23 protein-coding genes and 1 pseudogene are annotated in these 21695 nt (G+C 61.6%); 13 read left to right on the top strand and 11 right to left on the bottom strand.

The genetic code is table 11. The features are described from left to right. Positions 1-26: 26 nt before the first annotated feature. Together lepA and tenA are read right to left on the bottom strand one after the other, a co-directional pair. Positions 27-1859 carry a translation elongation factor 4 gene (lepA, locus tag K6N12_RS12830; RefSeq protein WP_097624540.1) on the bottom strand — a complete coding sequence of 611 codons (1833 nt, stop codon included), beginning with the start codon at positions 1857-1859 and terminating at the stop codon, positions 27-29. Positions 1860-1936: 77 nt separating this feature from the next. After that, positions 1937-2635, bottom strand: coding sequence for a thiaminase II (gene tenA, locus K6N12_RS12825; RefSeq protein ID WP_097624541.1), 699 nt, complete (start codon positions 2633-2635; stop codon positions 1937-1939). A 134-nt stretch (positions 2636-2769) separates the two neighbouring features. Between tenA and K6N12_RS12820 the strand changes: the two genes are divergently transcribed. Together K6N12_RS12820 and K6N12_RS12815 are read left to right on the top strand one after the other, a co-directional pair. Continuing rightward, positions 2770-3339: a helix-turn-helix domain-containing protein gene (locus tag K6N12_RS12820; protein ID WP_097624542.1), complete on the top strand. Its 570-nt coding sequence runs from the start codon at positions 2770-2772 to the stop codon at positions 3337-3339. A 23-nt stretch (positions 3340-3362) separates the two neighbouring features. Then, positions 3363-3881, top strand: a complete 519-nt coding sequence (locus K6N12_RS12815) for a GNAT family N-acetyltransferase (protein WP_097624543.1) — start codon at positions 3363-3365, stop codon at positions 3879-3881. A 28-nt stretch (positions 3882-3909) separates the two neighbouring features. Here the strand turns inward: K6N12_RS12815 and K6N12_RS12810 are convergent, their stop codons facing one another. Continuing rightward, positions 3910-4521, bottom strand: coding sequence for an HAD family hydrolase (locus tag K6N12_RS12810; protein ID WP_097624544.1), 612 nt, complete (start codon positions 4519-4521; stop codon positions 3910-3912). A gap of 133 nt (positions 4522-4654) precedes the next feature. Between K6N12_RS12810 and K6N12_RS12805 the strand changes: the two genes are divergently transcribed. From K6N12_RS12805 to K6N12_RS12795, 3 genes are all read left to right on the top strand, one after another. Then, positions 4655-5680, top strand: coding sequence for a histone deacetylase family protein (locus K6N12_RS12805; RefSeq protein WP_097624545.1), 1026 nt, complete (start codon positions 4655-4657; stop codon positions 5678-5680). Between the two features lie 9 nt (positions 5681-5689). Next, a complete protein-coding gene (gene recX / locus K6N12_RS12800; RefSeq protein ID WP_097624546.1) occupies positions 5690-6241 on the top strand; it encodes a recombination regulator RecX in 552 nt (183 codons plus the stop codon). A gap of 90 nt (positions 6242-6331) precedes the next feature. Further along, entirely contained in the window at positions 6332-7225 is an 894-nt protein-coding gene (locus tag K6N12_RS12795; protein ID WP_131710692.1) for an EamA family transporter, read from the top strand. 4 nt (positions 7226-7229) lie between these two features. On the opposite strand, the gene K6N12_RS12790 is transcribed toward K6N12_RS12795, so the two are convergent. Next, a complete protein-coding gene (locus K6N12_RS12790) occupies positions 7230-7697 on the bottom strand; it encodes a group III truncated hemoglobin (RefSeq protein ID WP_097624835.1) in 468 nt (155 codons plus the stop codon). A gap of 169 nt (positions 7698-7866) precedes the next feature. Here K6N12_RS12790 and mbfA point away from each other — a divergent pair, with 169 nt between their 5' ends. After that, a complete protein-coding gene (mbfA, locus tag K6N12_RS12785; protein ID WP_097624548.1) occupies positions 7867-8850 on the top strand; it encodes an iron exporter MbfA in 984 nt (327 codons plus the stop codon). 525 nt (positions 8851-9375) lie between these two features. Here the strand turns inward: mbfA and K6N12_RS12780 are convergent. After that, on the bottom strand, positions 9376-9975 hold the full coding sequence (locus K6N12_RS12780) for a transglutaminase-like cysteine peptidase (protein ID WP_003589165.1): 600 nt from the start codon (positions 9973-9975) through the stop codon (positions 9376-9378). Between the two features lie 164 nt (positions 9976-10139). Continuing rightward, the gene (locus K6N12_RS12775) at positions 10140-10994 is read right to left on the bottom strand and encodes an alpha/beta hydrolase (RefSeq protein ID WP_097624549.1); all 855 of its coding nucleotides are present in this window, start codon (positions 10992-10994) and stop codon (positions 10140-10142) included. A 178-nt stretch (positions 10995-11172) separates the two neighbouring features. On the opposite strand from K6N12_RS12775, the gene infC reads away from it, so the two are divergent. The 5 genes from infC (at position 11173) to pheT (ending at position 16336) form a co-directional block, all read left to right on the top strand. Beyond that, the gene (gene infC, locus K6N12_RS12770) at positions 11173-11709 is read left to right on the top strand and encodes a translation initiation factor IF-3 (RefSeq protein ID WP_012559640.1); all 537 of its coding nucleotides are present in this window, start codon (positions 11173-11175) and stop codon (positions 11707-11709) included. 313 nt (positions 11710-12022) lie between these two features. Then, a complete protein-coding gene (gene rpmI, locus K6N12_RS12765) occupies positions 12023-12226 on the top strand; it encodes a 50S ribosomal protein L35 (protein WP_003570998.1) in 204 nt (67 codons plus the stop codon). Between the two features lie 38 nt (positions 12227-12264). Then, entirely contained in the window at positions 12265-12669 is a 405-nt protein-coding gene (gene rplT, locus K6N12_RS12760) for a 50S ribosomal protein L20 (protein WP_003589162.1), read from the top strand. A gap of 144 nt (positions 12670-12813) precedes the next feature. Continuing rightward, entirely contained in the window at positions 12814-13896 is a 1083-nt protein-coding gene (pheS, locus tag K6N12_RS12755) for a phenylalanine--tRNA ligase subunit alpha (RefSeq protein WP_097624550.1), read from the top strand. 16 nt (positions 13897-13912) lie between these two features. Next, positions 13913-16336 (top strand): phenylalanine--tRNA ligase subunit beta, encoded by a 2424-nt coding sequence (gene pheT, locus K6N12_RS12750; RefSeq protein WP_097624551.1) that lies wholly within the window; start codon positions 13913-13915, stop codon positions 16334-16336. A gap of 51 nt (positions 16337-16387) precedes the next feature. Here pheT and K6N12_RS12745 read toward each other — a convergent pair whose 3' ends face one another. Together K6N12_RS12745 and K6N12_RS12740 are read right to left on the bottom strand one after the other, a co-directional pair. After that, complete coding sequence (locus K6N12_RS12745) at positions 16388-16747, bottom strand: nuclear transport factor 2 family protein (RefSeq protein ID WP_097624552.1); 360 nt, start codon at positions 16745-16747, stop codon at positions 16388-16390. Positions 16748-16838: 91 nt separating this feature from the next. Further along, positions 16839-17831 carry an aldo/keto reductase gene (locus K6N12_RS12740; protein ID WP_097624553.1) on the bottom strand — a complete coding sequence of 331 codons (993 nt, stop codon included), beginning with the start codon at positions 17829-17831 and terminating at the stop codon, positions 16839-16841. A 116-nt stretch (positions 17832-17947) separates the two neighbouring features. Between K6N12_RS12740 and K6N12_RS12735 the strand changes: the two genes are divergently transcribed. Next, a complete protein-coding gene (locus K6N12_RS12735) occupies positions 17948-18835 on the top strand; it encodes a LysR family transcriptional regulator (RefSeq protein WP_097624554.1) in 888 nt (295 codons plus the stop codon). Between the two features lie 45 nt (positions 18836-18880). Here the strand turns inward: K6N12_RS12735 and K6N12_RS12730 are convergent, their stop codons facing one another. Further along, on the bottom strand, positions 18881-19378 hold the full coding sequence (locus K6N12_RS12730) for a YciE/YciF ferroxidase family protein (protein ID WP_097624555.1): 498 nt from the start codon (positions 19376-19378) through the stop codon (positions 18881-18883). Positions 19379-19528: 150 nt separating this feature from the next. Between K6N12_RS12730 and K6N12_RS12725 the strand changes: the two genes are divergently transcribed. Then, positions 19529-20146, top strand: coding sequence for a hypothetical protein (locus K6N12_RS12725; protein ID WP_097624837.1), 618 nt, complete (start codon positions 19529-19531; stop codon positions 20144-20146). On the opposite strand, the gene K6N12_RS12720 is transcribed toward K6N12_RS12725, so the two are convergent. Both K6N12_RS12720 and K6N12_RS12715 read right to left on the bottom strand, forming a co-directional pair. Beyond that, positions 20136-20579 (bottom strand): GNAT family N-acetyltransferase, encoded by a 444-nt coding sequence (locus tag K6N12_RS12720; protein WP_097624836.1) that lies wholly within the window; start codon positions 20577-20579, stop codon positions 20136-20138. The genes K6N12_RS12725 and K6N12_RS12720 overlap by 11 nt on opposite strands. Before the next feature lie 13 nt (positions 20580-20592). Continuing rightward, positions 20593-21539, bottom strand: a pseudogene (locus tag K6N12_RS12715) (aldo/keto reductase). Between the last annotated feature and the right edge of the window lie 156 nt (positions 21540-21695).

Here is a 21695-nt window from a genome sequence, read left to right as displayed (position 1 = left end):
TGCGCATAAGGTGCCATTGAGAAGCGTTATTCGTCGCCCATCTTCAGCGCTGCGATGAAGGCTTCCTGCGGAATCTCCACCTTGCCGAACTGGCGCATGCGCTTCTTGCCGGCCTTCTGCTTGTCGAGCAGCTTGCGCTTGCGGGTAGCGTCGCCGCCGTAACATTTCGCCGTCACGTCCTTGCGCAGCGCCGAGATCGTCTCGCGGGCAATGACGTTGCCGCCGATCGCCGCCTGGATCGGGATCTTGAACATGTGCTTCGGGATCAGCTCCTTGAGCTTCTCGCACATGTCGCGGCCGCGCTTTTCGGCGGCGGTGCGGTGCACCATCATTGACAGCGCGTCGACCGGCTCGCCATTGACGAGGATCGACATCTTCACGAGGTTGCCCTCGCGGTGATCGGTCAGCGTATAGTCGAAGGAGGCATAGCCCTTGGAGATCGACTTCAACCGGTCATAGAAATCGAACACGACTTCGTTGAGCGGCAGGTCGTAGGTCAGCATCGCGCGTGTGCCGACATAGGTGAGCTCGATCTGGATGCCGCGACGATCCTGGCAAAGTTTCAGAATGCCGCCGAGATAATCGTCCGGGGTCAGGATCGTCGCGCGGATCCACGGTTCGTGGATTTCCGAGATCTTCACGACGTCGGGCATGTCGGCCGGATTGTGCAGCTCGCGCTCGGAGCCGTCGGTCATGAACATCTTGTAGACCACCGACGGGGCGGTGGCGATCAGGTCGAGGTCGAACTCGCGCTCCAGCCGTTCCTGGATGATCTCGAGATGCAGCAGGCCGAGGAAGCCGCAGCGGAAGCCGAAACCGAGAGCGGCCGAGGATTCCATCTCGAAGGAGAAGGAGGCGTCGTTGAGGCGAAGCTTGCCCATGGCGGCGCGCAGATCCTCGAAATCGGCGGCATCGACCGGGAACAGGCCGCAGAACACCACCGGCTGCGCCGGCTTGAAGCCCGGCAGCGCCTGTGCGGTCGGCCGCTTGTCCTCGGTGATCGTGTCGCCGACGCGGGTATCGGCCACTTCCTTGATCGAAGCGGTGATGAAGCCGATCTCGCCGGGGCCGAGGCTGTCGACGGTGACCATCTTCGGCGTCAGCACGCCGACGCGCTCCACCTGATATTTCGCATCCGTGCCCATCATGCGAATGGTCTGACCCTTGGTCAGCACGCCGTCGATGATGCGCACGAGAACCATGACGCCGAGATAGGTGTCGTACCAGCTGTCGACGAGCAGCGCCTTCAGCGGCGCCTTGTCGCCGCCCGGGCTCTTCGGCGCCGGCAGCTTGTGGACGATCGCCTCAAGAACATCGGGAATGCCGAGGCCGGTTTTCGCCGAAATCAGCACGGCCTCCGAAGCGTCGATGCCGATCACTTCCTCGATCTGTTCCTTGATACGGTCGGGTTCGGCGGCCGGCAGGTCGATCTTGTTGAGGACGGTGACGATCTCGTGGTTGTTGTCGATCGCCTGATAGACATTGGCGAGCGTCTGCGCTTCCACGCCCTGGCTGGCGTCGACGACGAGCAGCGAGCCCTCGCAGGCCGACAGCGAACGCGAGACTTCATAGGCGAAGTCGACGTGACCGGGCGTGTCGATCAGGTTGAGAATGTATTTCTCGCCATTGTCTGCCTGGTAATGCAGGCGCACGGTCTGGGCCTTGATGGTGATGCCGCGCTCGCGCTCGATATCCATATTGTCGAGCACCTGCTCGGACATTTCGCGCTCGGCAAGGCCGCCCGTCGTCTGGATCAGGCGGTCGGCCAGCGTCGATTTGCCGTGGTCGATGTGGGCCACGATCGAAAAGTTGCGGATATGGGATAGCGGAGTGGTCGAATTGGTGCTCATGCGCGCCATATAGCAGCGCCGCCCCCTGCCGCAAAGCGGTAATTATCCCGCTGTTTACGCTATTTTGCGGGCCGGTCGGCGGCGTGTCAGACCGGCCAGGTCTCCAGCCGCCAGGCCGAATCCCAGAACATCCATTCATATTGCGAGGCGCGAACGAAGACATCCATCATTTCGGCGCGCTCCACCGGCGATGCAGCGCGGGCGGCGATATCGGTCAGCGCGATCACTTCGCGGGCGCCGGCGGCAAATTGCGGATCGCCATAGGTGTTGATCCAGGCCTGGAATGCATTGCCCTCGATCGCCGGCCGGCTCTTGATCGCCTCGCCGACATGCCAGTAGATCCAGAAGCAGGGAAGGATGGCGGAAAGTGCGACTGCATAAGAGCTGTGATAGGCCGTGGCGAGCAGGAAATTCGTATAGGCGAAACAGGCAGGCGACGGTTCGGCCGTTGTCACGTCTTCAGAAGTGATGCCGAACTGGGTGAGGAAGCCGGCATGCAGGCCCTGCTCGACGGTGATCGCCTTCTGCGCCGAACCGAGAAAACGCAGCACCTGCGCATTGTCGGGCGCCTTGGCCGCGACGATCGCCAGGCAGCGTGCATAGTGCTTGAGGTAAAGCGCATCCTGGAGAATGTAGTGCCGGAAAACCTCAGGCGGCAGCGTGCCGTCCGAAAGACGCGTGATAAGCGGCAGCACCTCGATCTCGGCCATGACGGGCGCGATCCTGTCCCAGGCGGCGGCCGTGAAGCTTCCCGTCAGTACCATGCTCTGCGTGCTGGCGTCCATCACTATCTCCAATCTCAATTGCGCTGCCATATATCTGCGAGGCTGTGGCGAAAGCAAGGTTGGTTTGCCCCCTGCGAGGCTTGATTCCATCATCAGATCATTTATTTCTCTTATAGTAGAATCAGGGATCGGATATGGAAGAGCAACTGGAACAGGCAATCGGCATCCGTATCCGCAAGCTGCGGCTGGACAAAGGATTGACCCTTGACGATCTCGCCACGGCTTCCGGCGTCAGCCGGGCGATGATTTCGCGCATCGAGCGGGCGGAGGCGAGCCCCACCGCCTCGCTGCTGGCGAGGATTTGCGCCGCTCTCGGCCTGTCATTGTCTGCCTTCTTCGCGGAGGAGGGGGAGCAGGCCTCGCCGCTTGCCCGCCGGCAGGAGCAGCAGATCTGGCGCGATCCGGAGACCGGTTATCTCAGGCGGTCGGTCTCGGCACCCGGCACCGCCTCCGACGTCGATATCGTCGAAGTCGAATTCCCCGCTGGCGCCCGCGTCAGCTTTCCCCCGCATGCGGCCTCCCATGGCATGACCCAGCATATCTGGCTGTTCGACGGCGAGTTGGAGATGACGGCGGGCGAGGTGGCCTACCGGCTGCGCCCAGGCGATTGCCTCTTCATGCCGGTCGGCGAAGGCCATGTCTTCCACAATCCCGTCAACACGCCGGCACGCTATTGCGTCGTGCTCGATCGCGGCGGCCGCTAACAGCTTCAGTTCAGGAGAAGACCATGCCCGATATCTGCATCCTTTCCGCCGAGGAGGCGCGCGCCGCCATTCCGGGGCTTGCGCAAGTGCTTGCAGATTGCGTCGCCGGCGGCGCCTCCGTCGGCTTCATGCAGCCCTATGGGCCAGACGATGCCGAACCCTATTGGCGCGATGTCGCCGATGCCGTCGCCACCGGCGGCAATCTGTTGCTGGTCGCCAAACTGGAAGGCCGGATCGTCGGCACGGTGCAGGTGGGGGCCGCGCAGATGCCGAATCAGCCGCACCGCGGCGATCTGAAGAAGCTGCTGGTGCATCGCTCCGCCCGCGGGCGCGGCCTCGCCCGGTTGCTGATGGAGGCCGCCGAACGCGAGGCGGCACGGCGGGGCAAGACCCTGCTGGTGCTCGACACGGCGACTGGCAGCGATGCCGAGGCGATCTATCCGCGCCTGGGCTGGCAGCGGGTCGGCGTCATCCCGGATTATGCGCTGTGGCCGGAAGGCGGCTTCTGCGACACCACGCTGTTCTACAAGCGGCTCGCCTGAATGCGCCGGCCGGCTCATCTCAGATGGCTCATTCCGGATGGCTGAAGGCGGAAAGCGTCTCGTGGAGCCTGGCCCCAGCTGTCCATTGCGCCGCGTTCCAGCCGAACTGCCGTGCCGCTTCGATATTTTCCTCAATATCGTCGATGAAGCCGATCTCGCCGGGCTGGACGCCGGCACGCCCGGTCGCCAGCCTGAAAAAATCCGGTGACGGTTTGCGGTGTCCGAGTGCTGCGGAATAGAGGATGTCATCGAAATGAGCGTTAAGACCCAACTGCTGCATCAGGTGGCGCGCCCGTCTGTGCTCCTGATTTGTCGCCAGAAAAAGCGTGACGCCGCTTTGCCGGAGAGCAGCGAGGTCCTCCAGGAGAGTGAGATCAAGTCGGGAATCGTTCTCGAACCAGTAATCGATCATCGTCGCGGCGCTGAGATGCGGCGCGATCTTTTCCAGTACTTTGGCGAGGCTGGGCTCCAACGGCTCACGGCCAACGATGATGTCGGCCCAGCACGTCTGGAAGAATTCCCGCTGCAGCAGGTCGAGGCGAAGCCCGAGATCGCGCTCAAGATAGGTGAAGAGCGGCAGGCCGTCAGCCGGCCGGCCATGAATGAGCACACCGTCGACATCGACCATCAGCACTTTCATGCGGAGAATTTCCTCGTTCTCAAAACAGCGAAGGTGGCGCTATTGCTCTGGATGATCAAGAGCTCGCTTCGCCGCTTTTTTGTCGCGGCAACCCCGTGTAAATCTCGATCGTCAATCAACGGCAGGATCTGAAATGCGCGTCATTTATTCCGAAGACCACAAGCTGCGCGATGCCAAAACCGAACTCTATGCCGGCCAGCTGGTGACGCCGTTCGAGGCGCCGTTCCGGGCCGAATGGATCCTGGCGGCGGTCAAGGAGGCGGGTTTTGCCGATGTCGTGGCGCCCGAGGCGCAAGGGTTGGAAACGGCCAAAAAGGTGCATGATCCCGCCTATCTCGATTTTCTCGCCACGGTCTGGGACCGCTGGGTGGCAGCTGGTTTCACCGGCGAGGCGATTGCCAATTCCTTTCCGGTGCGCCGCACCAGCCAGCGAGTGCCTGACAATATCGTCGGCGCGATCGGCCATTACGCCAATGCCGCCGACACCTCGATCACCAAGGGTTCCTACGAGGCGGCGATCGCCTCGATGCGCTGCGCGGTGACGGGCGCCGACTGGCTGGGTGAGGGCAATCGTTTCGCCTTCGCGCTTTGCCGCCCGCCCGGCCATCATGCCGGCATCGATCTTTTCGGCGGTTATTGCTTCATCAACAATGCGGCTGTGGCGGCGCGGCGGCTGCTCGATCGCGGCGCGAAAAAGGTCGCCGTGCTCGATGTCGATTTCCACCATGGCAACGGCACGCAGGATATCTTCTATCATAGAGGCGATGTCTTCACCGCCTCGCTGCACGGCGATCCGATGCAGGCCTTTCCCTATTTCCTCGGCCATGCCGACGAGGAGGGCGAGGGGGCGGGCACCGGCGCCAACCGCAACTATCCGATGCCGCCGGGCACGCCCTGGAATGTCTGGTCTTCGGCGCTTGCCGACGCGCTCGCCCGCATCAGGGCCTTTGGCGCCGAGGCGATCGTCGTCGCGCTCGGGGTCGATACTTTCGAGCGCGACCCGATCTCCTTCTTCAGCCTGACCTCCGACGATTTCACCCGCATGGGTGCGCTGATCGCTTCAGCCGGCCTGCCGGTGCTCGTCTGCATGGAGGGCGGCTACGGCGTGCCGGAAATCGGCCTCAACGTCGCCAATGTTCTCAAGGGTCTTGAAGCCTGATCGCTTGATATGAACGACGAGACTGGTCCATCCGATATCCCGACACCGCGCATGCTGAGCTGGGCGCGCAACTCCGCCATCTATCGCCTTGAGCGGCGGATGATGACGGAAAAGCAGCTCTTCGACGCCATCACCCGCAAGGCCAAGGAGAAGTTCGAGGATATCAGTGCCGCACAGCTCAAGGCGGTTGCCGATTTCGCCGTCAAATTTGCCTATGACAACAAGGTGCTCGACGATAGCGCCTATGCCGAGATCAGCACGCGCTCGGCCGTTCGCGGCGGCAAATCGAAACGCGCGATTGCCCAGAAGCTGACAGCCAAGGGCGTCTCCGGCGACAGGGTCGAGGCGGCACTTGCGGACGCGGACGATCTTTATGCCGCAGCGATATTCGCTCGCAAGCGCGCCTTCGGCCCCTTCCGCCGGGTCGAGCTCGACGACAAGCGAAAGGCGAAGGAGCTCTCCGCTTTTGCCCGCAATGGCTTCAGCTTCGAGATAGGCAAGAAGGTCTTCGATATGAGCTTCGAAGATGCCGAAGAGGTCATCCTCTCCGGCCGCCTTTGATGCATCAGGTCTTTTGCTGCCTGCATCAGAAGTTTGAATTTGCCGGTTTCAAGTCGCCTCCGTATGAACAGCGCTGAAGCGGAGATGCACATGGAAGACAGAACGAGTGACGGTTCCGGCGTGCTGGCAATGAAAGCGCCCGCAGCATCCGGCGGCCTGGCAGCTGGCGCGCTGATGTGCCTGATGTCTATGTCCTCGATCCAGTTCGGCGCGGCACTTTCCTCCTCCGCCATCGCCGCCTATGGACCTGCCGGCGCCAGCTGGCTGCGCCTTGCCTTTGCCGCTCTCATTCTAGCCGTCGCCGTGCGTCCGCGCATATTCAGCTATACGAGAGAGCAATGGACAAGTGCTCTGGTTCTCGGCACGACGACGGCGCTGATGACGATGAGTTTTTTCGCGGCGATCGAGCGCATACCGCTCGGTCTTGCCGTAGCGATCGATTTTCTCGGCCCGCTTTCGGTCGCGACCATCGGCTATGGCCTCAGCCGGCGCCTCGTCTGGCCGTTCATTGCCGCGCTCGGCGTTCTGGCTCTTGCCCATGATGGTGAAGGCTGGGTTGGGAATATCCAGGGCATTCTCTTTGCCTGCGGCGCGGGAACGGGTTGGGCGATCTACATCGTGCTCACCAAGAAGATCGGCGCAAGCTTCAAGGGGCTGGAAGGGCTTTCCATGTCGCTGATGGTCGCCGCTGTCGTCGCCACGCCCTTCGGCTTCGCAGGCGCCGTGCCGGCGCTCGATAGCTATGGCCTGATCGAAATGGCGGGCCTTGCCGTTCTCGTGCCGCTGCTGCCCTACACGCTGGAGCTGATTGCCCTGCGGCGCATGCCGACAACTTCGTTCGGCATCCTCATGAGCCTCGAGCCGGCCATTGCGGCTCTTGCGGGCTTCGCCATTCTGACACAGCCCATGACCCTTCTGCAGATGGCGGGAACGGCGCTGGTCGTCGCAGCAAGCGCCGGCGCCACCTTCTCCGCAAAGCAGTAAGGGATCAGCCCATCTTTCTGGCGGGATCGTCGAGGGCGGGATTGTAGAACAGCGAGAGCGTCAGGCTTTTGGCGATCCGCTCGGCCGTCGCCATGAACCAGGCCTTTGCCTCCGGTGTTGGCGCGATATCGTCGAGGGTTGCGGCAAACAGCGACAGCCATTTCGGAAAGAGATCTGGCGTCAGGTTCTGGACGCCGGTATGCGCCTGTACCGGCTTGCCGCCATAGGCGCCGCTGCGGAAAGCGACCGCCGACCAGAAGCTTTTCATCTTCTCCATATGCGCCGGCCAGCGGCCGGAGAGCCGGGCGTCGAACACCGGGCCGAGATCGGGATGAGCAAGCACGCGGGCGTAAAAAGTCTCGACCAGCCTGCCGATGAAGGCCTCGTTGACACCCATTTCCAGCATCTCGGCCTCCGCCCTTTCGCGGATCGCCGCGACATGGGCAGGGCGCCCTTGAATCTCATTGTCCATCATAAACCCCGGCGCCGCGTGATGCGGCAGCACTCATATAGGTGTTTACGACAGCGAGCCAAAGGCGTTCGTGCCCGCTTGCGGCAATCTGTCAGCCGGCCTTCGCACGCTCTTGACCCTCATCCCCTCCTTCTTTAGATTTAGAATAATTCTAAATTTGGAGAAAGTCATGTTGGCGCGGTTTTTCAGATCCTCGAAACGATCGTTCGAATCGCTGTCCGAGCAGGAGATTCTCGCTCTCGCGATCGCCTCCGAGGAAGACGATGCCCGCATCTATCTCGCCTATGCCGACAGGCTACGCGGCGAATTTCCGGCCTCGGCCAAAGTCTTCGAAGATATGGCCGAGGTCGAGGACACGCATCGCAAGTCGCTGTTCGAAATCCATCGCCAGCGTTTCGGCGAGCGCATTCCGCTGATCCGGCGCGAGCATGTAGAGGGCTTCTACGAGCGCAAGCCAGACTGGCTCAGGGCAAATCTTACCCTGGAGGCGATGCGCCGCGAAACCGAGGCGATGGAAGAGCAGGCTTATCGTTTCTACGTCGAGGCGGCAAAACGCACCTCGGATGCCTCGACGCGCGAGCTTCTCGGCGATCTCGCTCTTGCCGAGCAGGGGCACGAGGACATCGCCCGCATGCTGGGCGACAAACACACGCCTGAAGATGTCAAGCATGACGAGGACGCGACGGTGCATCGGCAATTCGTGCTGACCTATGTGCAGCCGGGCCTTGCCGGGCTGATGGACGGCTCGGTCTCGACGCTGGCGCCGATTTTCGCCGCCGCCTTCGCCACGCAGGATACCTGGCAGACCTTCCTCGTCGGCCTTTCAGCTTCCGTTGGCGCCGGCATTTCGATGGGCTTCACCGAAGCCGCACATGACGACGGCAAGATCTCCGGCAGAGGCTCGCCGGTCAAGCGCGGCCTTGCCTGCGGCATCATGACGGCGCTCGGCGGTCTCGGCCACGCACTGCCCTATCTGATCCCGCATTTCTGGACGGCGACAATCACCGCTGCCGTCGTTGTCTTCTTCGAACTCTGGGCCATCGCCTTCATCCAGAACCGCTACATGGAAACGCCATTCCTGCGCGCCGCCTTCCAGGTGGTCCTCGGTGGCGGCCTGGTGCTCGGCGCGGGGATCCTGATTGGGAATGGGTGAGCTGCGGTCGGGCGCAGCCCGAGCAATCGATCCGTGAATCGATTGCAGCAGCGAACGCCCGGAGCCATTCGGAGGGCCGGGAGACGGTGCGGCAAACGCAACCCATTTACAGTGCCGCAAACCCCACGACGATTTTATATCACCGCCGCAGGCACAACAATCGGCCCTTATCGTGAGGCGCCCCGCGCCGGGCTGGAGAGAGGGCCCGCCAGCATCCTTGCCCTTCGCTTGCGCTCCGTGCATTCGCGGCTTTGCCGCTCCCCCCTCATCTGCCTGCCGGCATCTTCTCCCCGCTGGGGAGAAGGGACTCGCGGCACCGTCTCGATCCTCTTGAGACCTTTGATGCAGGAATGATGCCCGTCAGGGCAGATGAGGGGGTGAGGAGCGCAAGCGACGAACGCCTTGAGCGTAGCGAAAGGCAGGTAGCGGCAAACACCACAGTTCTCCGGCATAGAAAAAGACACCGTCCACCCAAAAAGCAAAAGGCCGGCTTTCGCCGGCCTTTTCCCACGCCCCCCAAAACTCTTAACGCAGTGCGCCGACCAGAACGTCGCGGCCGTTCTCGATGGTGACCCAGCGGCCGGAATTGTAGCTCGACTGGCGCTTGACGAAGGAATAGGGCGTCCCAAACCACGGCTTAACGTCGGAAGCGAGGTTGTCGAGCACGAAGTCGCCCTCGGCGGTGCGCAGCGTCAGCACGGCATGGCCTTCACCGTCGGGCTTGCGCACGACGGTCATCAGCAGATCGGCGGCCGAAAAGCCGCGCTGGATCAGCATGCGGCGCTTCAGCAGCGCGAAATCCTCGCAGTCGCCGGCAGTGGTCGGATAGGCCCAGACTTCATCCTTGCCGTATATTTCCTTGTCGGTCATCGGTGTGATCGTGCGGTTGACCGTGGCGTTGACCGAACGCACCAGCGACCACTTTGCCGGGGTCATCTCGACCGGGCCGGAATTGCGGTTTGCCCCGCATTCGCTGCGGTGAATCTGACAGAAATCATAGTGTCCGATCGGCTGGGATGTGGCATTGCCCGTGACCATTGAAGCATTTCTGCTGGGGGCCGGTATGGCGGCCGTCGCCATCGCAAACATGGCCATCATGGCCACAAAAATACCCTTCATCCGCACGCCCGCTCTTCCTCGCATCGCCCCTTATTTATTAACAAAGTGTTAATGGAGAGGGCCAAGAAGAGTCAATCGTTACTTCTTGGGAGCACCTTGCGACTCGCCGACATGGTTAAAATGCAACGGGTTGGGCACTTGCGTCGGGGGAGTTTCTTGGCCGGTGCCGTCTAAACGGGCATCTGCCTGCTCGTCGATGAACGGATGATGCCTTTCACGGCGCTGAGCAGAAGCGCGATATCGCTGGGGCGGGAAAGGCGGTGGTCGCCGTCGCGGATGAAGGTCAGCACCACGTCGTCGGCGGGAAGATGTTCGACGAGCTTCATCGCATGCGCATGCGGCACGTCGGCGTCTTTCATACCCTGGAGGATATGCACCGGGCAGCCCGTTTCGATGATGCCGTCGAGCACCCGGTTTTGGCGGCCGTCCTCGATCAGCGCCCTGGTATAGATGTTCGGCTCGGGACTATATTGCGACCGTTCTTCGAAATAGCCGCGCTCGGCAAGCGATTTGCGCTCCTTGGCCTTGAGGTTCGGCTCGATCAGCTCAGAGGTGAAATCGGGTGCGGGCGCAATCAGCACCATCCCCTCGAGTTTTGGGCCTTCGAGTTTTGGACCTTCGAACTTCGGGCCGCCCTGCCGCGCAAGCTCCTGCGCCAGGCGGAGCGCGATCCAGCCGCCCATCGAGGAGCCGACGAGGATTACCCGTTCCGGGGCGACATGACGGATGACGGCCAGCGCCTCCTCAAGCCAGCGTGAGATCGTGCCGTCGCTGAAGCTGCCGCCGGAAAGTCCGTGGCCGGAATAGTCGAGGCGGATGCACGCAAGCCCGAGTTCGGCCGCCAGCCCGTCGAGTTCCACCGCCTTGGTGCCGCTCATGTCGGAACGGTAGCCGGACAGCCAGACGAGCGCCGGGGCGCTGTTGCCGGCCCGCGCCCGGCGCACCAGCATGGCGATCTCACGCGCCGCCTCGCCCTCGCCGACCGTCAGGAACTGCGGCTGGGCATTGGGCATCTGATCGAACATCGGCGAAACTCCTGTTATTTTGGTCTATAAAACAGATTCTTGGCAGGCTGACAGCGGGTGATTTTTCCGCTAAAGGATGATATTGACTCCGTTGCAGCGATGACGCGACACGTTTGTGCACCCCGATATGGGAGCGCGAGGCTGCAACGTTCCGAAACAACGCGAGGAGAATACGACCATTCGCAGACCTTTTAAAACCGACGCGCCCGTGAAGGACGGACCGCGCTCGAACCGTGAAATCCGCATTCCCAAAGTTCAGCTGATCGGGGCTGACGGCGAGAATATGGGCGTCGTGCCTACCGACCAGGCCTTGAGAATGGCTGAGGAAGCCGGCCTCGATCTCGTCGAAATTTCCCCCAATGTCGAACCGCCTGTGTGCAAGATCCTCGATCTGGGCAAGCTGAAATATGCCAACCAGAAGAAGGCTGCCGAGGCGCGCAAGAAACAGAAGATCGTCGAAGTCAAAGAAATCAAGATGCGCCCCAATATCGACACCCATGATTATGAGGTGAAGATGAAGGCGATGGGTCGCTTCTTCGACGAAGGCGACAAGGTCAAGGTAACGCTGAAGTTCCGCGGCCGCGAAATGGCCCACCAGGAGCTTGGCATGAAGCTGCTGCAGCAGGTCAAGGCCGATACGACCGAGTTCGCCAAGGTCGAAGCCGAGCCCAAGCTCGAAGGCCGCCAGATGATGATGGTGCTGGCGCCGAAGTAAGCGCCAGGCACTTTTTCGCCCCAAGGCCGTCCGCAAGGGCGGCTTTTGTGCTTTCTAACACTGGTGCTTACGAGCGTGCGAAGATTCCTCCGCAGCCCCGTTGCACTTTCAGGACGCTGCGGTTATAAGCGCGCGTCCGAACTGACCGGCAGGGCATGCCGTGGCAGTTTCGAATGCTTGCGGAACGGTTCGTCGCCGAAGCCGCAGATCAACAACAAACGCTCCCGCACCTTGTTGCGACGGCCGGAGAACCGGACTTCGCGAGAAGGGCTTTTTTGATGAAGCGCGCAGGGAGGACAGAAGGAGTAGCAAAATGCCCAAGATGAAGACGAAGTCCTCTGCCAAGAAGCGGTTCAAGATCACCGCAACCGGCAAGGTCAAGGCTGCCGCTGCCGGCAAACGCCATGGCATGATCAAGCGTACCAACAAGTTCATTCGCGATGCACGTGGCACCATGGTTCTCGCAGAACCGGATGGCCGCAAGGTTATCAAGAATTACCTGCCGAACGGTCTCTGAGACTCGTCCGCGAACGCTAGATTTAAGGAGATCATGATATGGCACGTGTAAAAAGAGGCGTCACCGCCCACGCCAAGCATAAGAAGGTTCTGAAGGCCGCCAAGGGCTTTTACGGCCGCCGCAAGAACACCATCCGCACCGCCAAGGCTGCTGTCGATCGTTCGAAGCAGTACGCTTACCGCGACCGCAAGGTCAACAAGCGCAACTTCCGTGCGCTCTGGATCCAGCGCATCAACGCCGCTGTCCGCGAATTCGGCCTGACCTATGGCCGCTTCATCGACGGCCTGAACAAGGCCGGCATCGAAGTCGACCGCAAGGTTCTCTCCGACATGGCGATCCACGAGCCGGAAGCATTCGGCGCGCTCGTCAATGCTGCCAAGAAGGCTCTTGAGTACCTCAAGGAAGCCGGTACGGCCAACGAGTTTGAAGGCGCGGTCAAGTAACCAGCGCTTCCCAAGCTTTGAATTTATGATTTTGGGAAACCCGCGCTGGTTTGGGCTAGCGCGGGTTTTTCTTTCTTTATATCCCTGCGCCGGCCTCTCCAGCCTGCCGTTCGAACGCCGCCTGATCTGGACGGAAAGAAGACAATGTCAGATATCGACCAGCTTAAATCCTCTTTGCTTGCCGAAATTGCTGCTGCGGGTGACGAGGCGGCCCTGGAAGCCGTGCGCGTATCCGCGCTCGGCAAGAAGGGCTCCGTTTCCGAACTGTTGAAGACGCTCGGCGCCATGACGCCGGAAGAGCGCCAGACCCGGGGTGCTGCGATCAACGCCCTGAAGAACGAAGTGACGGACGCCATTGCCGAACGTAAGTCCGTGCTGAAAATGGCGGCGGTCAATGCGCGGCTGAAGGCCGAAACGGTCGATGTCAGCCTGCCGGTGCGCTCTTCGCCGGCCGAGCGCGGCCGCATCCATCCGATCAGCCAGATCGTCGATGAGATCACCGCGATCTTCGCCGACATGGGCTTCTCGATCGCCGAAGGTCCCGATATCGAGACGGATTATTACAATTTCACCGCGCTGAATTTCCCCGAAGGCCATCCGGCCCGCGAGATGCACGACACGTTCTTCTTCCATCCGGACGAGAATGGCGAGCGCAAGGTGCTGCGCACCCATACCTCGCCTGTGCAGGTGCGCACCATGGAAGCGCAGAAGCCGCCGATCCGCATCATCATTCCCGGCAAGACCTATCGCCAGGACAGCGACGCTACGCATTCGCCGATGTTCCACCAGGTCGAAGGCCTGGTCATCGACAAGAAAGCCAATGTTGCCAACATCCGCTGGGTGCTCGAGGAATTCTGCAAGACCTTCTTCGAGGTCGACAGCGTGACGATGCGTTTCCGCCCGTCGTTTTTCCCTTTCACCGAGCCCTCTTTCGAGGTCGATATCCAGTGCGATCGCTCCGGCCCGATCGTCAAGTTCGGCGAAGGCACCGACTGGATGGAGATCCTCGGCTGCGGCATGGTCCATCCGAACGTGCTGCGTTATGGCGGGCTCGATCCGGACGAATATCAGGGTTTTGCCTGGGGCATGGGCCTCGACCGCATCGCCATGCTGAAATACGGCATGCCCGACCTGCGCGATTTCTTCAACGCCGACGTCCGCTGGATGACGCATTACGGCTTCCGCCCGCTCGACATGCCGACGCTGTTCGGCGGCCTCAGCGCTTGAACGGAGAATTGGGACGATGAAATTCACGCTCTCCTGGCTGAAAGAGCATCTGGAAACGGATGCCGGCCTCGACGAAATCTGCACGCGGCTCACCCAGATCGGACTGGAGGTCGAGGATGTCGACGACAAGGCGGCGTTCAAGCCCTTCGTCATCGCCAGAGTTGTCTCGGCGGAAAAACATCCGCAGGCCGATCGCCTGAAGGTGCTGATGGTTGATACGGGCGCCGGCGCGCCGGTCCAGGTCGTCTGCGGCGCCCCGAATGCACGCGCCGGCCTCGTCGGCGCCTTTGCTGCTCCCGGGACCTATGTTCCCGGCATCGACGTGACGCTTGCCGTCGGCAATATCCGCGGCGTCGAAAGCCACGGCATGATGTGCTCCGAAAAGGAGTTGCAGATCTCCGACAGCCATGACGGCATCATCGATCTGCCGGAAGATGCGCCGGTCGGAAAGAGTTATGCCGCCTATGCGCATCTCGACGACCCGGTCATTGAGATCAACCTGACGCCGAACCGTCCGGACTGCACCTCGGTCCACGGCATCGCCCGCGATCTCGCCGCCTCCGGACTCGGTACGTTGAAGCACCGGCCTGCGCCGTCCTTCGCCGTCGAAGGCGAAACGCCGGTCAAGCTGACGCTCGATCTCGACGATCCGAAACTCTGCCCCGGCTTTTCGCTCCGTCTGGTGCGTGGCGTCAGCAATGGCCCGAGCCCGCGCTGGATGCAGCAGCGGCTGACCGCCATTGGCCTGCGCCCGATCAATGCGCTGGTCGATATCACAAATTACATGACCTTCGATCAAGGCCGGCCGATGCACGTCTTCGACGCTGCTAAGGTCAAGGGCAACCTCACCGTCCGCCGCGCCACGGAGGGCGAGACCGTGCTGGCGCTCGACCAGCGCGAATACAAGCTCGGCCCGAACAATGTCGTCATCGCCGATGAAGACGGCATCGAATCGATCGGCGGCATCATGGGCGGCGAACATTCCGGCTGCGACGAAAACACCGTCGACGTGCTGATCGAATCGGCCCTCTGGGACCCGATGAACATCGCCAAATCCGGCCGCAGCCTCGGCATCATCACCGATGCCCGGTACCGCTTCGAGCGCGGCGTCGATCCGGACTATATGGTGCCTGGTCTCGAACGCACGACGGAACTGGTGCTGGAGCTTTGCGGCGGCACGGCCGCCAGAGCCGAGGTCGTCGGCTATCAGGGTTACGAAGCAAACATCGTCGATTTCCCTTATTCCGAAGTCAAGCGTCTGACGGGGCTCGACGTCTCGGATGAGGAAAGCAACAGCATTCTGACCCGCCTCGGCTTCACGGTCTCCGGTTCCGGCGAGCGTGTCTCCGTTGCCGTTCCTTCCTGGCGTCCCGATGTCGACGGGAAGGCCGATCTCGTCGAGGAGGTCATGCGCATCCACGGCGTCGACAATATCAAACCGGCGCCGCTCGAAAGCCATGCGGTCGTCAACGGCAAGATCCTGACGACGCTGCAGATCCGCACGCGTCTCGCCAAGCGGGCGCTTGCGTCGCGCGGCATGCTCGAAGCCGTCACCTGGTCCTTCATTCCGGAAGATCAGGCCAAGCTCTTCGGCGGCGGTTCGCCCGCCCTCAAGCTTGCCAACCCGATTGCCGCCGAAATGTCGGACATGCGCCCCTCGCTGCTGCCGGGCCTGCTGACCGCAGCCCAGCGCAATGCCGACAAGGGTTATGCCGACGTCGCCATCTTCGAGGTCTCCGGCACCTATGAGAACGACCGGCCGGAAGGTCAGCGCCGCGTTGCGGGCGGCATCCGCCGCGGCACGGCTTCGCTTGTCGGCGCCGGCCGCGCCTGGTCGAACGCCGCCAAGGGCGGCGGCAAACCGGTCGACGTCTTCGACGCCAAGGCCGATGCGCTCGCCGTCATCGAAGCCTGCGGCCTGCCGATGGGCAACATCCAGATCGAGCAGGGCGGGCCGGAATGGTATCATCCCGGCCGCTCCGGCACGATCAAGATGGGGCCGAAAGTCGTGCTCGGCTATTTCGGTGAATTCCATCCGCTGACGCTGGAAGCGCTTGATGTCTCCGGCGCCCTCTGCGGCTTCGAGGTCTATCTCGATGCCATGGCCGAGCCGAAGAAGAAGGCGACCCGCACCAAGCCGGCGCTCGATCTTTCGCCTTTCCAGGCGGTCAAGCGCGACTTCGCCTTCGTCGTCGACAAGACGGTGGAAGCAGGCGCCGTCATCAAGGCCGCGACCGGCGCCGACCGCAAGCTGGTCACCGGCGTCAATGTCTTCGACGTTTTCGAAGGCGCGTCGGTCGGCGAAGGCAAGAAGTCGGTGGCGATCGAGGTTCAGATCCAGCCGGCCGAGCGCACGTTGACGGATGAGGATTTCGAGGCGCTGACGCAGAAGATCGTCGCCAGCGTGACAAAATTCACCGGCGGTGTTCTCAGATCCTGATCTTGCCGGCTAACAATAGGAATAGTCGACCGGTCGCTGTGGCCGGTCTTTTCACCTATGAAGATGGTAAAGCTTGCCGACGATCGTCCATCGGCCTTCGATCTTCAGCAATGAGAGATAATCGGTGAAACGCATTCCGGCGAAATCGTCGGTGACCTTGACGCTGGCCGCATCGCCCTCGACATCGACGCTCTGTATATCCATGAAGGGCTGCGTGCCGGGCGGGGCTGGCTCCTCCGCCAGGATCGCGGCGATGAACTCGTCCCGCGTCAGCCATTCGACGGCATTCTGGTAATAGCCGATGATCGAGCTTTTCGGGTGAAAGGCCTTTTTCAAGGCTGCCTCATTGGCGAAGGCCATGCCTTCGACATAGAGATGAACCGTCTGTTCGACTGCCTGCCTATCCGACATAGTTTCATCCCGTTCTCCGAGATGGCGTTAGATAGTTTCGCCGGCCGCGAAGGCAAGCCCGGCCTGTTGAATCAGGCCGGGCTTTTGTCGCTTAAAGGTTCGTCATGGCAAGCGACGCGTCCGAATAACGTTTTCCCGCCACCTGCCCGGCCGGGATGGCCTTGCCGAGCTGCTCGAGCTCGGCCGGGCTTAGCACGATATCGGCGGCGGCAGCGTTCTGTTCGAGATGGTGAAGCTTGCGGGCGCCGGGGATCGGCACGATGTCGTCTCCCTGGCTCAGCACCCAGGCGAGCGCCAGCTGTGCGGCGGTCACGCCCTTTTCGGCGGCAAGCTGTTCGAGCGTTGCGACCAGAGCGGCGTTGGCGTCGAAATTCTCCGCCTGGAAGCGCGGCACCTGCCGGCGGAAATCATCGGCGGCAAGATCTTCGGTCTTTATCGCCCCTGTCAGAAAACCGCGGCCGAGCGGGCTGTAGGGCACGAAGCCGATGCCGAGTTCGCGGCAGGTGGCAAGCACGTCTTCCTCCGGATCGCGCGTCCAAAGCGAGTATTCGCTCTGCAGCGCGGCGATCGGATGGACCGCATGGGCGCGGCGGATGGTGGCGCTGCCGGCTTCGGAGAGGCCGAGGGCGCGGACCTTGCCTTCCCTCACCAACTCGGCCATGACGCCGACCGTCTCCTCAATCGGCACGTTGGGATCGACGCGGTGCTGGTAGAAGAGGTCGATGGTCTCGATGCCCAGCCTTTTCAATGAGGCCTCGGCGACTGCCCGCACATGCTCGGGGCGGCTGTCGACGCCGGCGATGGCGGCAGCACCTTGCTGGCTGGTATCGATCTTGAAGCCGAACTTGGTGGCGATCACCAGGTGGTCGCGGAATGGTTTCAGCACCTTTCCGACAAGGGCCTCGTTGGTAAAGGGGCCATAGACTTCGGCGGTGTCGAAAAACGTGACGCCGAGTTCGACGGCGCGATTGAGCGTCCTCACCGATTCCGCTTCGTCGCTGGCGCCATAGGCAAAGCTCATGCCCATGCAGCCGAGGCCGACGGCTGAGACGGTCAGATCGTTTCCGAGTTTCCGGGTTTTCATGTTGCGCTCCTTTTCTGAGCTGGGACCGCTCTATGCGGTACGGGCAGACCATATCCTTGCCGCACCAGTCAGAAAATACATGCAGCTTCTAACGGGTTGTTCTATTCTTTCGATCAATGAACAGAACACAGCTCTCGCAACTCGCCGTTCTCGCCGCCGTCTCTGAGCATCGCAGCTTCCGCGCCGCGGCCAAGGAACTCCTCGTCGCGCCGTCAGCGATCAGCCATGCGATCTCGAGCCTCGAGGAAAGCCTGGGGGTCAGGCTCCTGGCGCGCACCACCCGCAGTGTCGCGCCGACGGAGGAGGGCCGCCTGCTTCTCGAAAGGCTGCGTCCGGCGCTCGAGGAGATCGATATTGCCCTGGAGGCTGTCCGCGATACGCGCGCCAAGCCGGCCGGCAACCTGCGCATCACTGCGCCGCGTTTCGCCTCCGATCTCCTGCTCGCCCCGCGCCTCGGCGATTTTCTCAACCTCTATCCCGATATCACCCTGGAGATTGCCAATGAGGACGGCTTCACCGATATCGTCAAGGAGGGGTTCGACGCCGGTATAAGGCTGGAGGAGAGCTTGGAGGCCGATATGATCGCGGTGAAGTTCTCACCCCCTTTGACCACTGTCATCGCCGCATCGCCCGAATATTTCGAGCGCCATCCAAAACCGGAACACCCGCGCGACCTCGTCCATCATCGATGCATCAAGCGGCGCTTTACCAATGGCTCCATCTATCGCTGGGAATTCGAAAAGGATGGGCAGGAATTGGTTGTTGCGGTCGACGGGCCGCTGATTGTCAGCGAGGACCGGCTGGCCCTGCTTGCGGCGCTTAACGGCGCCGGCCTTGCCTATCTCTTCGATATGCGGGTGGATGCCGAGCTGACGAGCGGCAGGCTCGTGCGGGTACTGGCGGATTGGTGCGCGCCCTATTCCGGGCCGTTTCTTTACTATCCCACCCGGCGGCAGATGCGCCCGGCGCTGCGGGCCTTCATCGATTTCTTCAGATATGTTTAGAAGAATGCGGGCGGCGGTAAGAGACTTGCCGCCCGCTCTCATCCGTCAGGCAGCCTTGGCCTTCTGGTTTGCTGCTGTGGTGGCGAGCTGCGAGAGGGTCTTGTCGGTCGCCGTTTCCTCCTGCAGCGTCTGGTCGAGCAGGCTGACGACATCCTTGAAGCCGAGCGTCGCGGCCCAGGTCTTCAGTGTGCCGTAACGGGCGATTTCATAATGCTCGACGGCCTGGGCCGCGGAAATCAGGCCGGCATCCAGCGCTGGCGTGCCCTTGAATTCCTCCATGATTTCCTCGCCCTCGGCGATAATGCCCTGGATCGCCTCGCAGGTCTTGCCCTGGGCGCGTTTGCCGATCTTCTCGAAAACCTGCTGCAGGCGCTCGACCTGGCCTTCGGTTTGCTCCAAGTGCTTCTGGAAACCCGCTTTCAATTCGGGGGACTGGGCGGCGCGCGCCATCTTCGGCAGGGCGCGCAGGATCTGCCGTTCGGCAAAATAGATATCCTTCAGCGTGTCGTAGAAGAGATCTTCCAACGTCTTTTCCTTGGCCATTTTCTCGATCCTTGTTCTGGGGAAGGCCGCGAATGCGGCGACACATTAAGAAGCAAGGATTGCGCAAATTGTTCCCGATCGATTTCGGGTGGACTGGAAATCTGCTCCGGGCGATGTTTCCTGCCATCGATGTGGGAGGAAGAGAACGTCATGCGAAAGCCGGGTTCGATGAAGGGTCTGGAGGATCTTGGCCGGATAAGGCTGTCGCAGAACTTCTTCTTCCGCGATTTCCTGCACTCCGAAATTGCCGATTTCCACCGAATTCCCAACATTCCCGAGGACCCCGATCTGGCGATCGAGGCAGGCAGGAGGCTTTGCCAGGAATTGCTGGAGCCGCTGGAAGCGACCTTCGGTCGTCTGCATATCCGCTCCGGCTATCGATCGCCCGATGTCAACAGGTTCGGCAACGACAACAATCTGAACTGCTCGACCAATGCCGCCACTGCCGCCCATCACATTTGGGACATGCGGGATTTCGACGGCTGCATGGGTGCTGCGGTCTGCATCGTCGTGCCGTGGATGCTCGACCGCTACAGCGACGAAAGCGACTGGCAACGGCTCGCCTGGTGGATCCACGACCATTTGCCTTATGCCTCGCTCTGCTTTTTCCCGAAGCTCTGGGCTTTCAATATCCAGTGGCACGAACGGCCAAAACGGGTGATCCAGAGTTATATCAGCCCACGCGGCATCCTAACCAAACCGGGCATGGCGAACTGGGAGGGGCGGCATTCCGAATGGTACGAGGGTTTTCCCGCACTCAAAAACTGATTCGGTAGCGAATGTGCCCGTCGCTCTCGACATAGCTGTCATAGAGCGCCCGGGCCGTCTTGTTCTGCTCGTTCGTATGCCAATAGAGCCGCGACCAGCCCTTCGCCTTGCCGAGTTCGACGAGATCGTCCATCAGCGCCCGCCCAACGCCTTTGCCGCGTGCCTCGGGATCGACGAACAGGTCTTCGAGATAGCAGTCCCTGCCGCGGATCCACGTGCCCTCATGGGTGAGATAGAGCGCAAAGCCCATGATCCTGCCGTCGACCTCGGCGACGCGCATGAGGATCGCCGACGCCGGATCGAAAACCCGGCGCCATGTCTGGTCGGTGATATCGGCATCGACCGTGACTTCGTAGAAGGCGAGATAATCAGCCCAGAGTTCGCGCCAACGCGCTTCGTCTTCGGGGCGGGCATCTCGGATCGTCACGGTCATCGTTTCTTCTCTTTCAGCGGCCGGCTTCGTCGAGCAGCGCCATCGCGTCATCGGAAAGCTGAAGTGTCGCTGATTTCGCCAGGCTTTCAAGCTGCGAAAGGCTGGTGGCGCTGGCGATCGGCGCCGTCACGCCCTTCTTGCGCAAAAGCCAGGCGAGCGAAATTTCCGCGGGCTTGGCGCCGGTTTCAGTGGACACCCTGTCGAGTGCGGCAAGAATGCGCAGGCCCTTGTCATCCAGATAGGTCGAAACCCGGCCCTCGCGGGCGCGGCCTTGCGTATCCGTCTTGCTGCGGTACTTGCCGGTGAGGAAGCCGGCGGCGAGGCTGAAATAGGTGATGACGCCGATATCCTCTTTGACGCAGAGCTCGGCCAGCGGCCCCTCGAAGCTCGAGCGCTCATAGAGGTTATATTCCGGCTGCACCACATCGTAACGCGGCAGACCGGCCTTTTCGGCGGCGTCGAAGGACGCCTGCAGCAGTGTCGCATCATAATTTGAGCAGCCGATGGCGCGGATCTTGCCCTGCTGCTTCAGCTTGGCAAAGGCAACGAGCGTTCCTCGTGGGGCGTATCGGCGTCCGGCCAATGCGAGAGATAGAGATCGATATATTCGGTCTGCAGCCGGCTGAGCGAATCCTCGACTGCTTTCAGGATATAGCTCTCCTTGAGTGTTTTTCCCTGGCCCATATCCGAGCCGACCTTGGTAACGATCACGGCCTTGTCGCGGGAGAGGCTTGCCTGCTTCAGCCAGCGCCCGATGATCTCCTCGGAATCGCCGCCCTTGTTGCCGGGAACCCAGGCGGAATAGACATCCGCTGTATCGATCGTGTTGAGGCCCGCATCGAAGAAGGCGTCGAGAATGGCGAAGGATGTTTCCTCGTCGGCCGTCCAGCCGAAGACATTGCCGCCGATGACGATCGGCGCGACCGAAAGACCTGTTTTTCCAAGCCGGCGCATTTCCATGACGCTCTCCAAAATGGTGATGTAATTGAAATCGCGGGTACGGCAGAACGCGGTCCCGGAGCATGACGCCGAAACATCATTCTCTAACGATCTGAGAGAACCTAGCGCGATCCGGGCATGAGGGAAGGCAAACTTCCGTGATTTCAGCCCGCGCCA

Source organism: Rhizobium redzepovicii (genome assembly GCF_019793435.1).
Taxonomy (GTDB): Bacteria; Pseudomonadota; Alphaproteobacteria; order Rhizobiales; family Rhizobiaceae; genus Rhizobium; species Rhizobium redzepovicii.
The sequence above is the reverse complement of the archived record's forward strand: the minus strand, read 5'-3'. Positions and strand labels throughout refer to the sequence as shown.

Bases quoted from the DNA above. Each gene is read 5' to 3' on its own strand.
- rplT (WP_003589162.1), top strand. From the start codon at position 12,265: ATGGCACGTGTAAAAAGAGGCGTCACCGCCCACGCCAAGCATAAGAAG.
- pheS (WP_097624550.1), top strand. From the start codon at position 12,814: ATGTCAGATATCGACCAGCTTAAATCCTCTTTGCTTGCCGAAATTGCT.
- K6N12_RS12775 (WP_097624549.1), bottom strand. From the start codon at position 10,994: ATGTTCGATCAGATGCCCAATGCCCAGCCGCAGTTCCTGACGGTCGGC.
- K6N12_RS12740 (WP_097624553.1), bottom strand. From the start codon at position 17,831: ATGAAAACCCGGAAACTCGGAAACGATCTGACCGTCTCAGCCGTCGGC.
- lepA (WP_097624540.1), bottom strand. From the start codon at position 1,859: ATGGCGCGCATGAGCACCAATTCGACCACTCCGCTATCCCATATCCGC.
- K6N12_RS12720 (WP_097624836.1), bottom strand. From the start codon at position 20,579: ATGACCGTGACGATCCGAGATGCCCGCCCCGAAGACGAAGCGCGTTGG.
- pheT (WP_097624551.1), top strand. From the start codon at position 13,913: ATGAAATTCACGCTCTCCTGGCTGAAAGAGCATCTGGAAACGGATGCC.
- K6N12_RS12735 (WP_097624554.1), top strand. From the start codon at position 17,948: ATGAACAGAACACAGCTCTCGCAACTCGCCGTTCTCGCCGCCGTCTCT.
- K6N12_RS12790 (WP_097624835.1), bottom strand. From the start codon at position 7,697: ATGGACAATGAGATTCAAGGGCGCCCTGCCCATGTCGCGGCGATCCGC.
- K6N12_RS12795 (WP_131710692.1), top strand. From the start codon at position 6,332: ATGGAAGACAGAACGAGTGACGGTTCCGGCGTGCTGGCAATGAAAGCG.
- tenA (WP_097624541.1), bottom strand. From the start codon at position 2,635: ATGGACGCCAGCACGCAGAGCATGGTACTGACGGGAAGCTTCACGGCC.
- K6N12_RS12810 (WP_097624544.1), bottom strand. From the start codon at position 4,521: ATGAAAGTGCTGATGGTCGATGTCGACGGTGTGCTCATTCATGGCCGG.
- K6N12_RS12730 (WP_097624555.1), bottom strand. From the start codon at position 19,378: ATGGCCAAGGAAAAGACGTTGGAAGATCTCTTCTACGACACGCTGAAG.
- recX (WP_097624546.1), top strand. From the start codon at position 5,690: ATGAACGACGAGACTGGTCCATCCGATATCCCGACACCGCGCATGCTG.
- K6N12_RS12725 (WP_097624837.1), top strand. From the start codon at position 19,529: ATGCGAAAGCCGGGTTCGATGAAGGGTCTGGAGGATCTTGGCCGGATA.
- K6N12_RS12820 (WP_097624542.1), top strand. From the start codon at position 2,770: ATGGAAGAGCAACTGGAACAGGCAATCGGCATCCGTATCCGCAAGCTG.
- mbfA (WP_097624548.1), top strand. From the start codon at position 7,867: ATGTTGGCGCGGTTTTTCAGATCCTCGAAACGATCGTTCGAATCGCTG.
- K6N12_RS12805 (WP_097624545.1), top strand. From the start codon at position 4,655: ATGCGCGTCATTTATTCCGAAGACCACAAGCTGCGCGATGCCAAAACC.
- rpmI (WP_003570998.1), top strand. From the start codon at position 12,023: ATGCCCAAGATGAAGACGAAGTCCTCTGCCAAGAAGCGGTTCAAGATC.
- K6N12_RS12815 (WP_097624543.1), top strand. From the start codon at position 3,363: ATGCCCGATATCTGCATCCTTTCCGCCGAGGAGGCGCGCGCCGCCATT.
- K6N12_RS12745 (WP_097624552.1), bottom strand. From the start codon at position 16,747: ATGTCGGATAGGCAGGCAGTCGAACAGACGGTTCATCTCTATGTCGAA.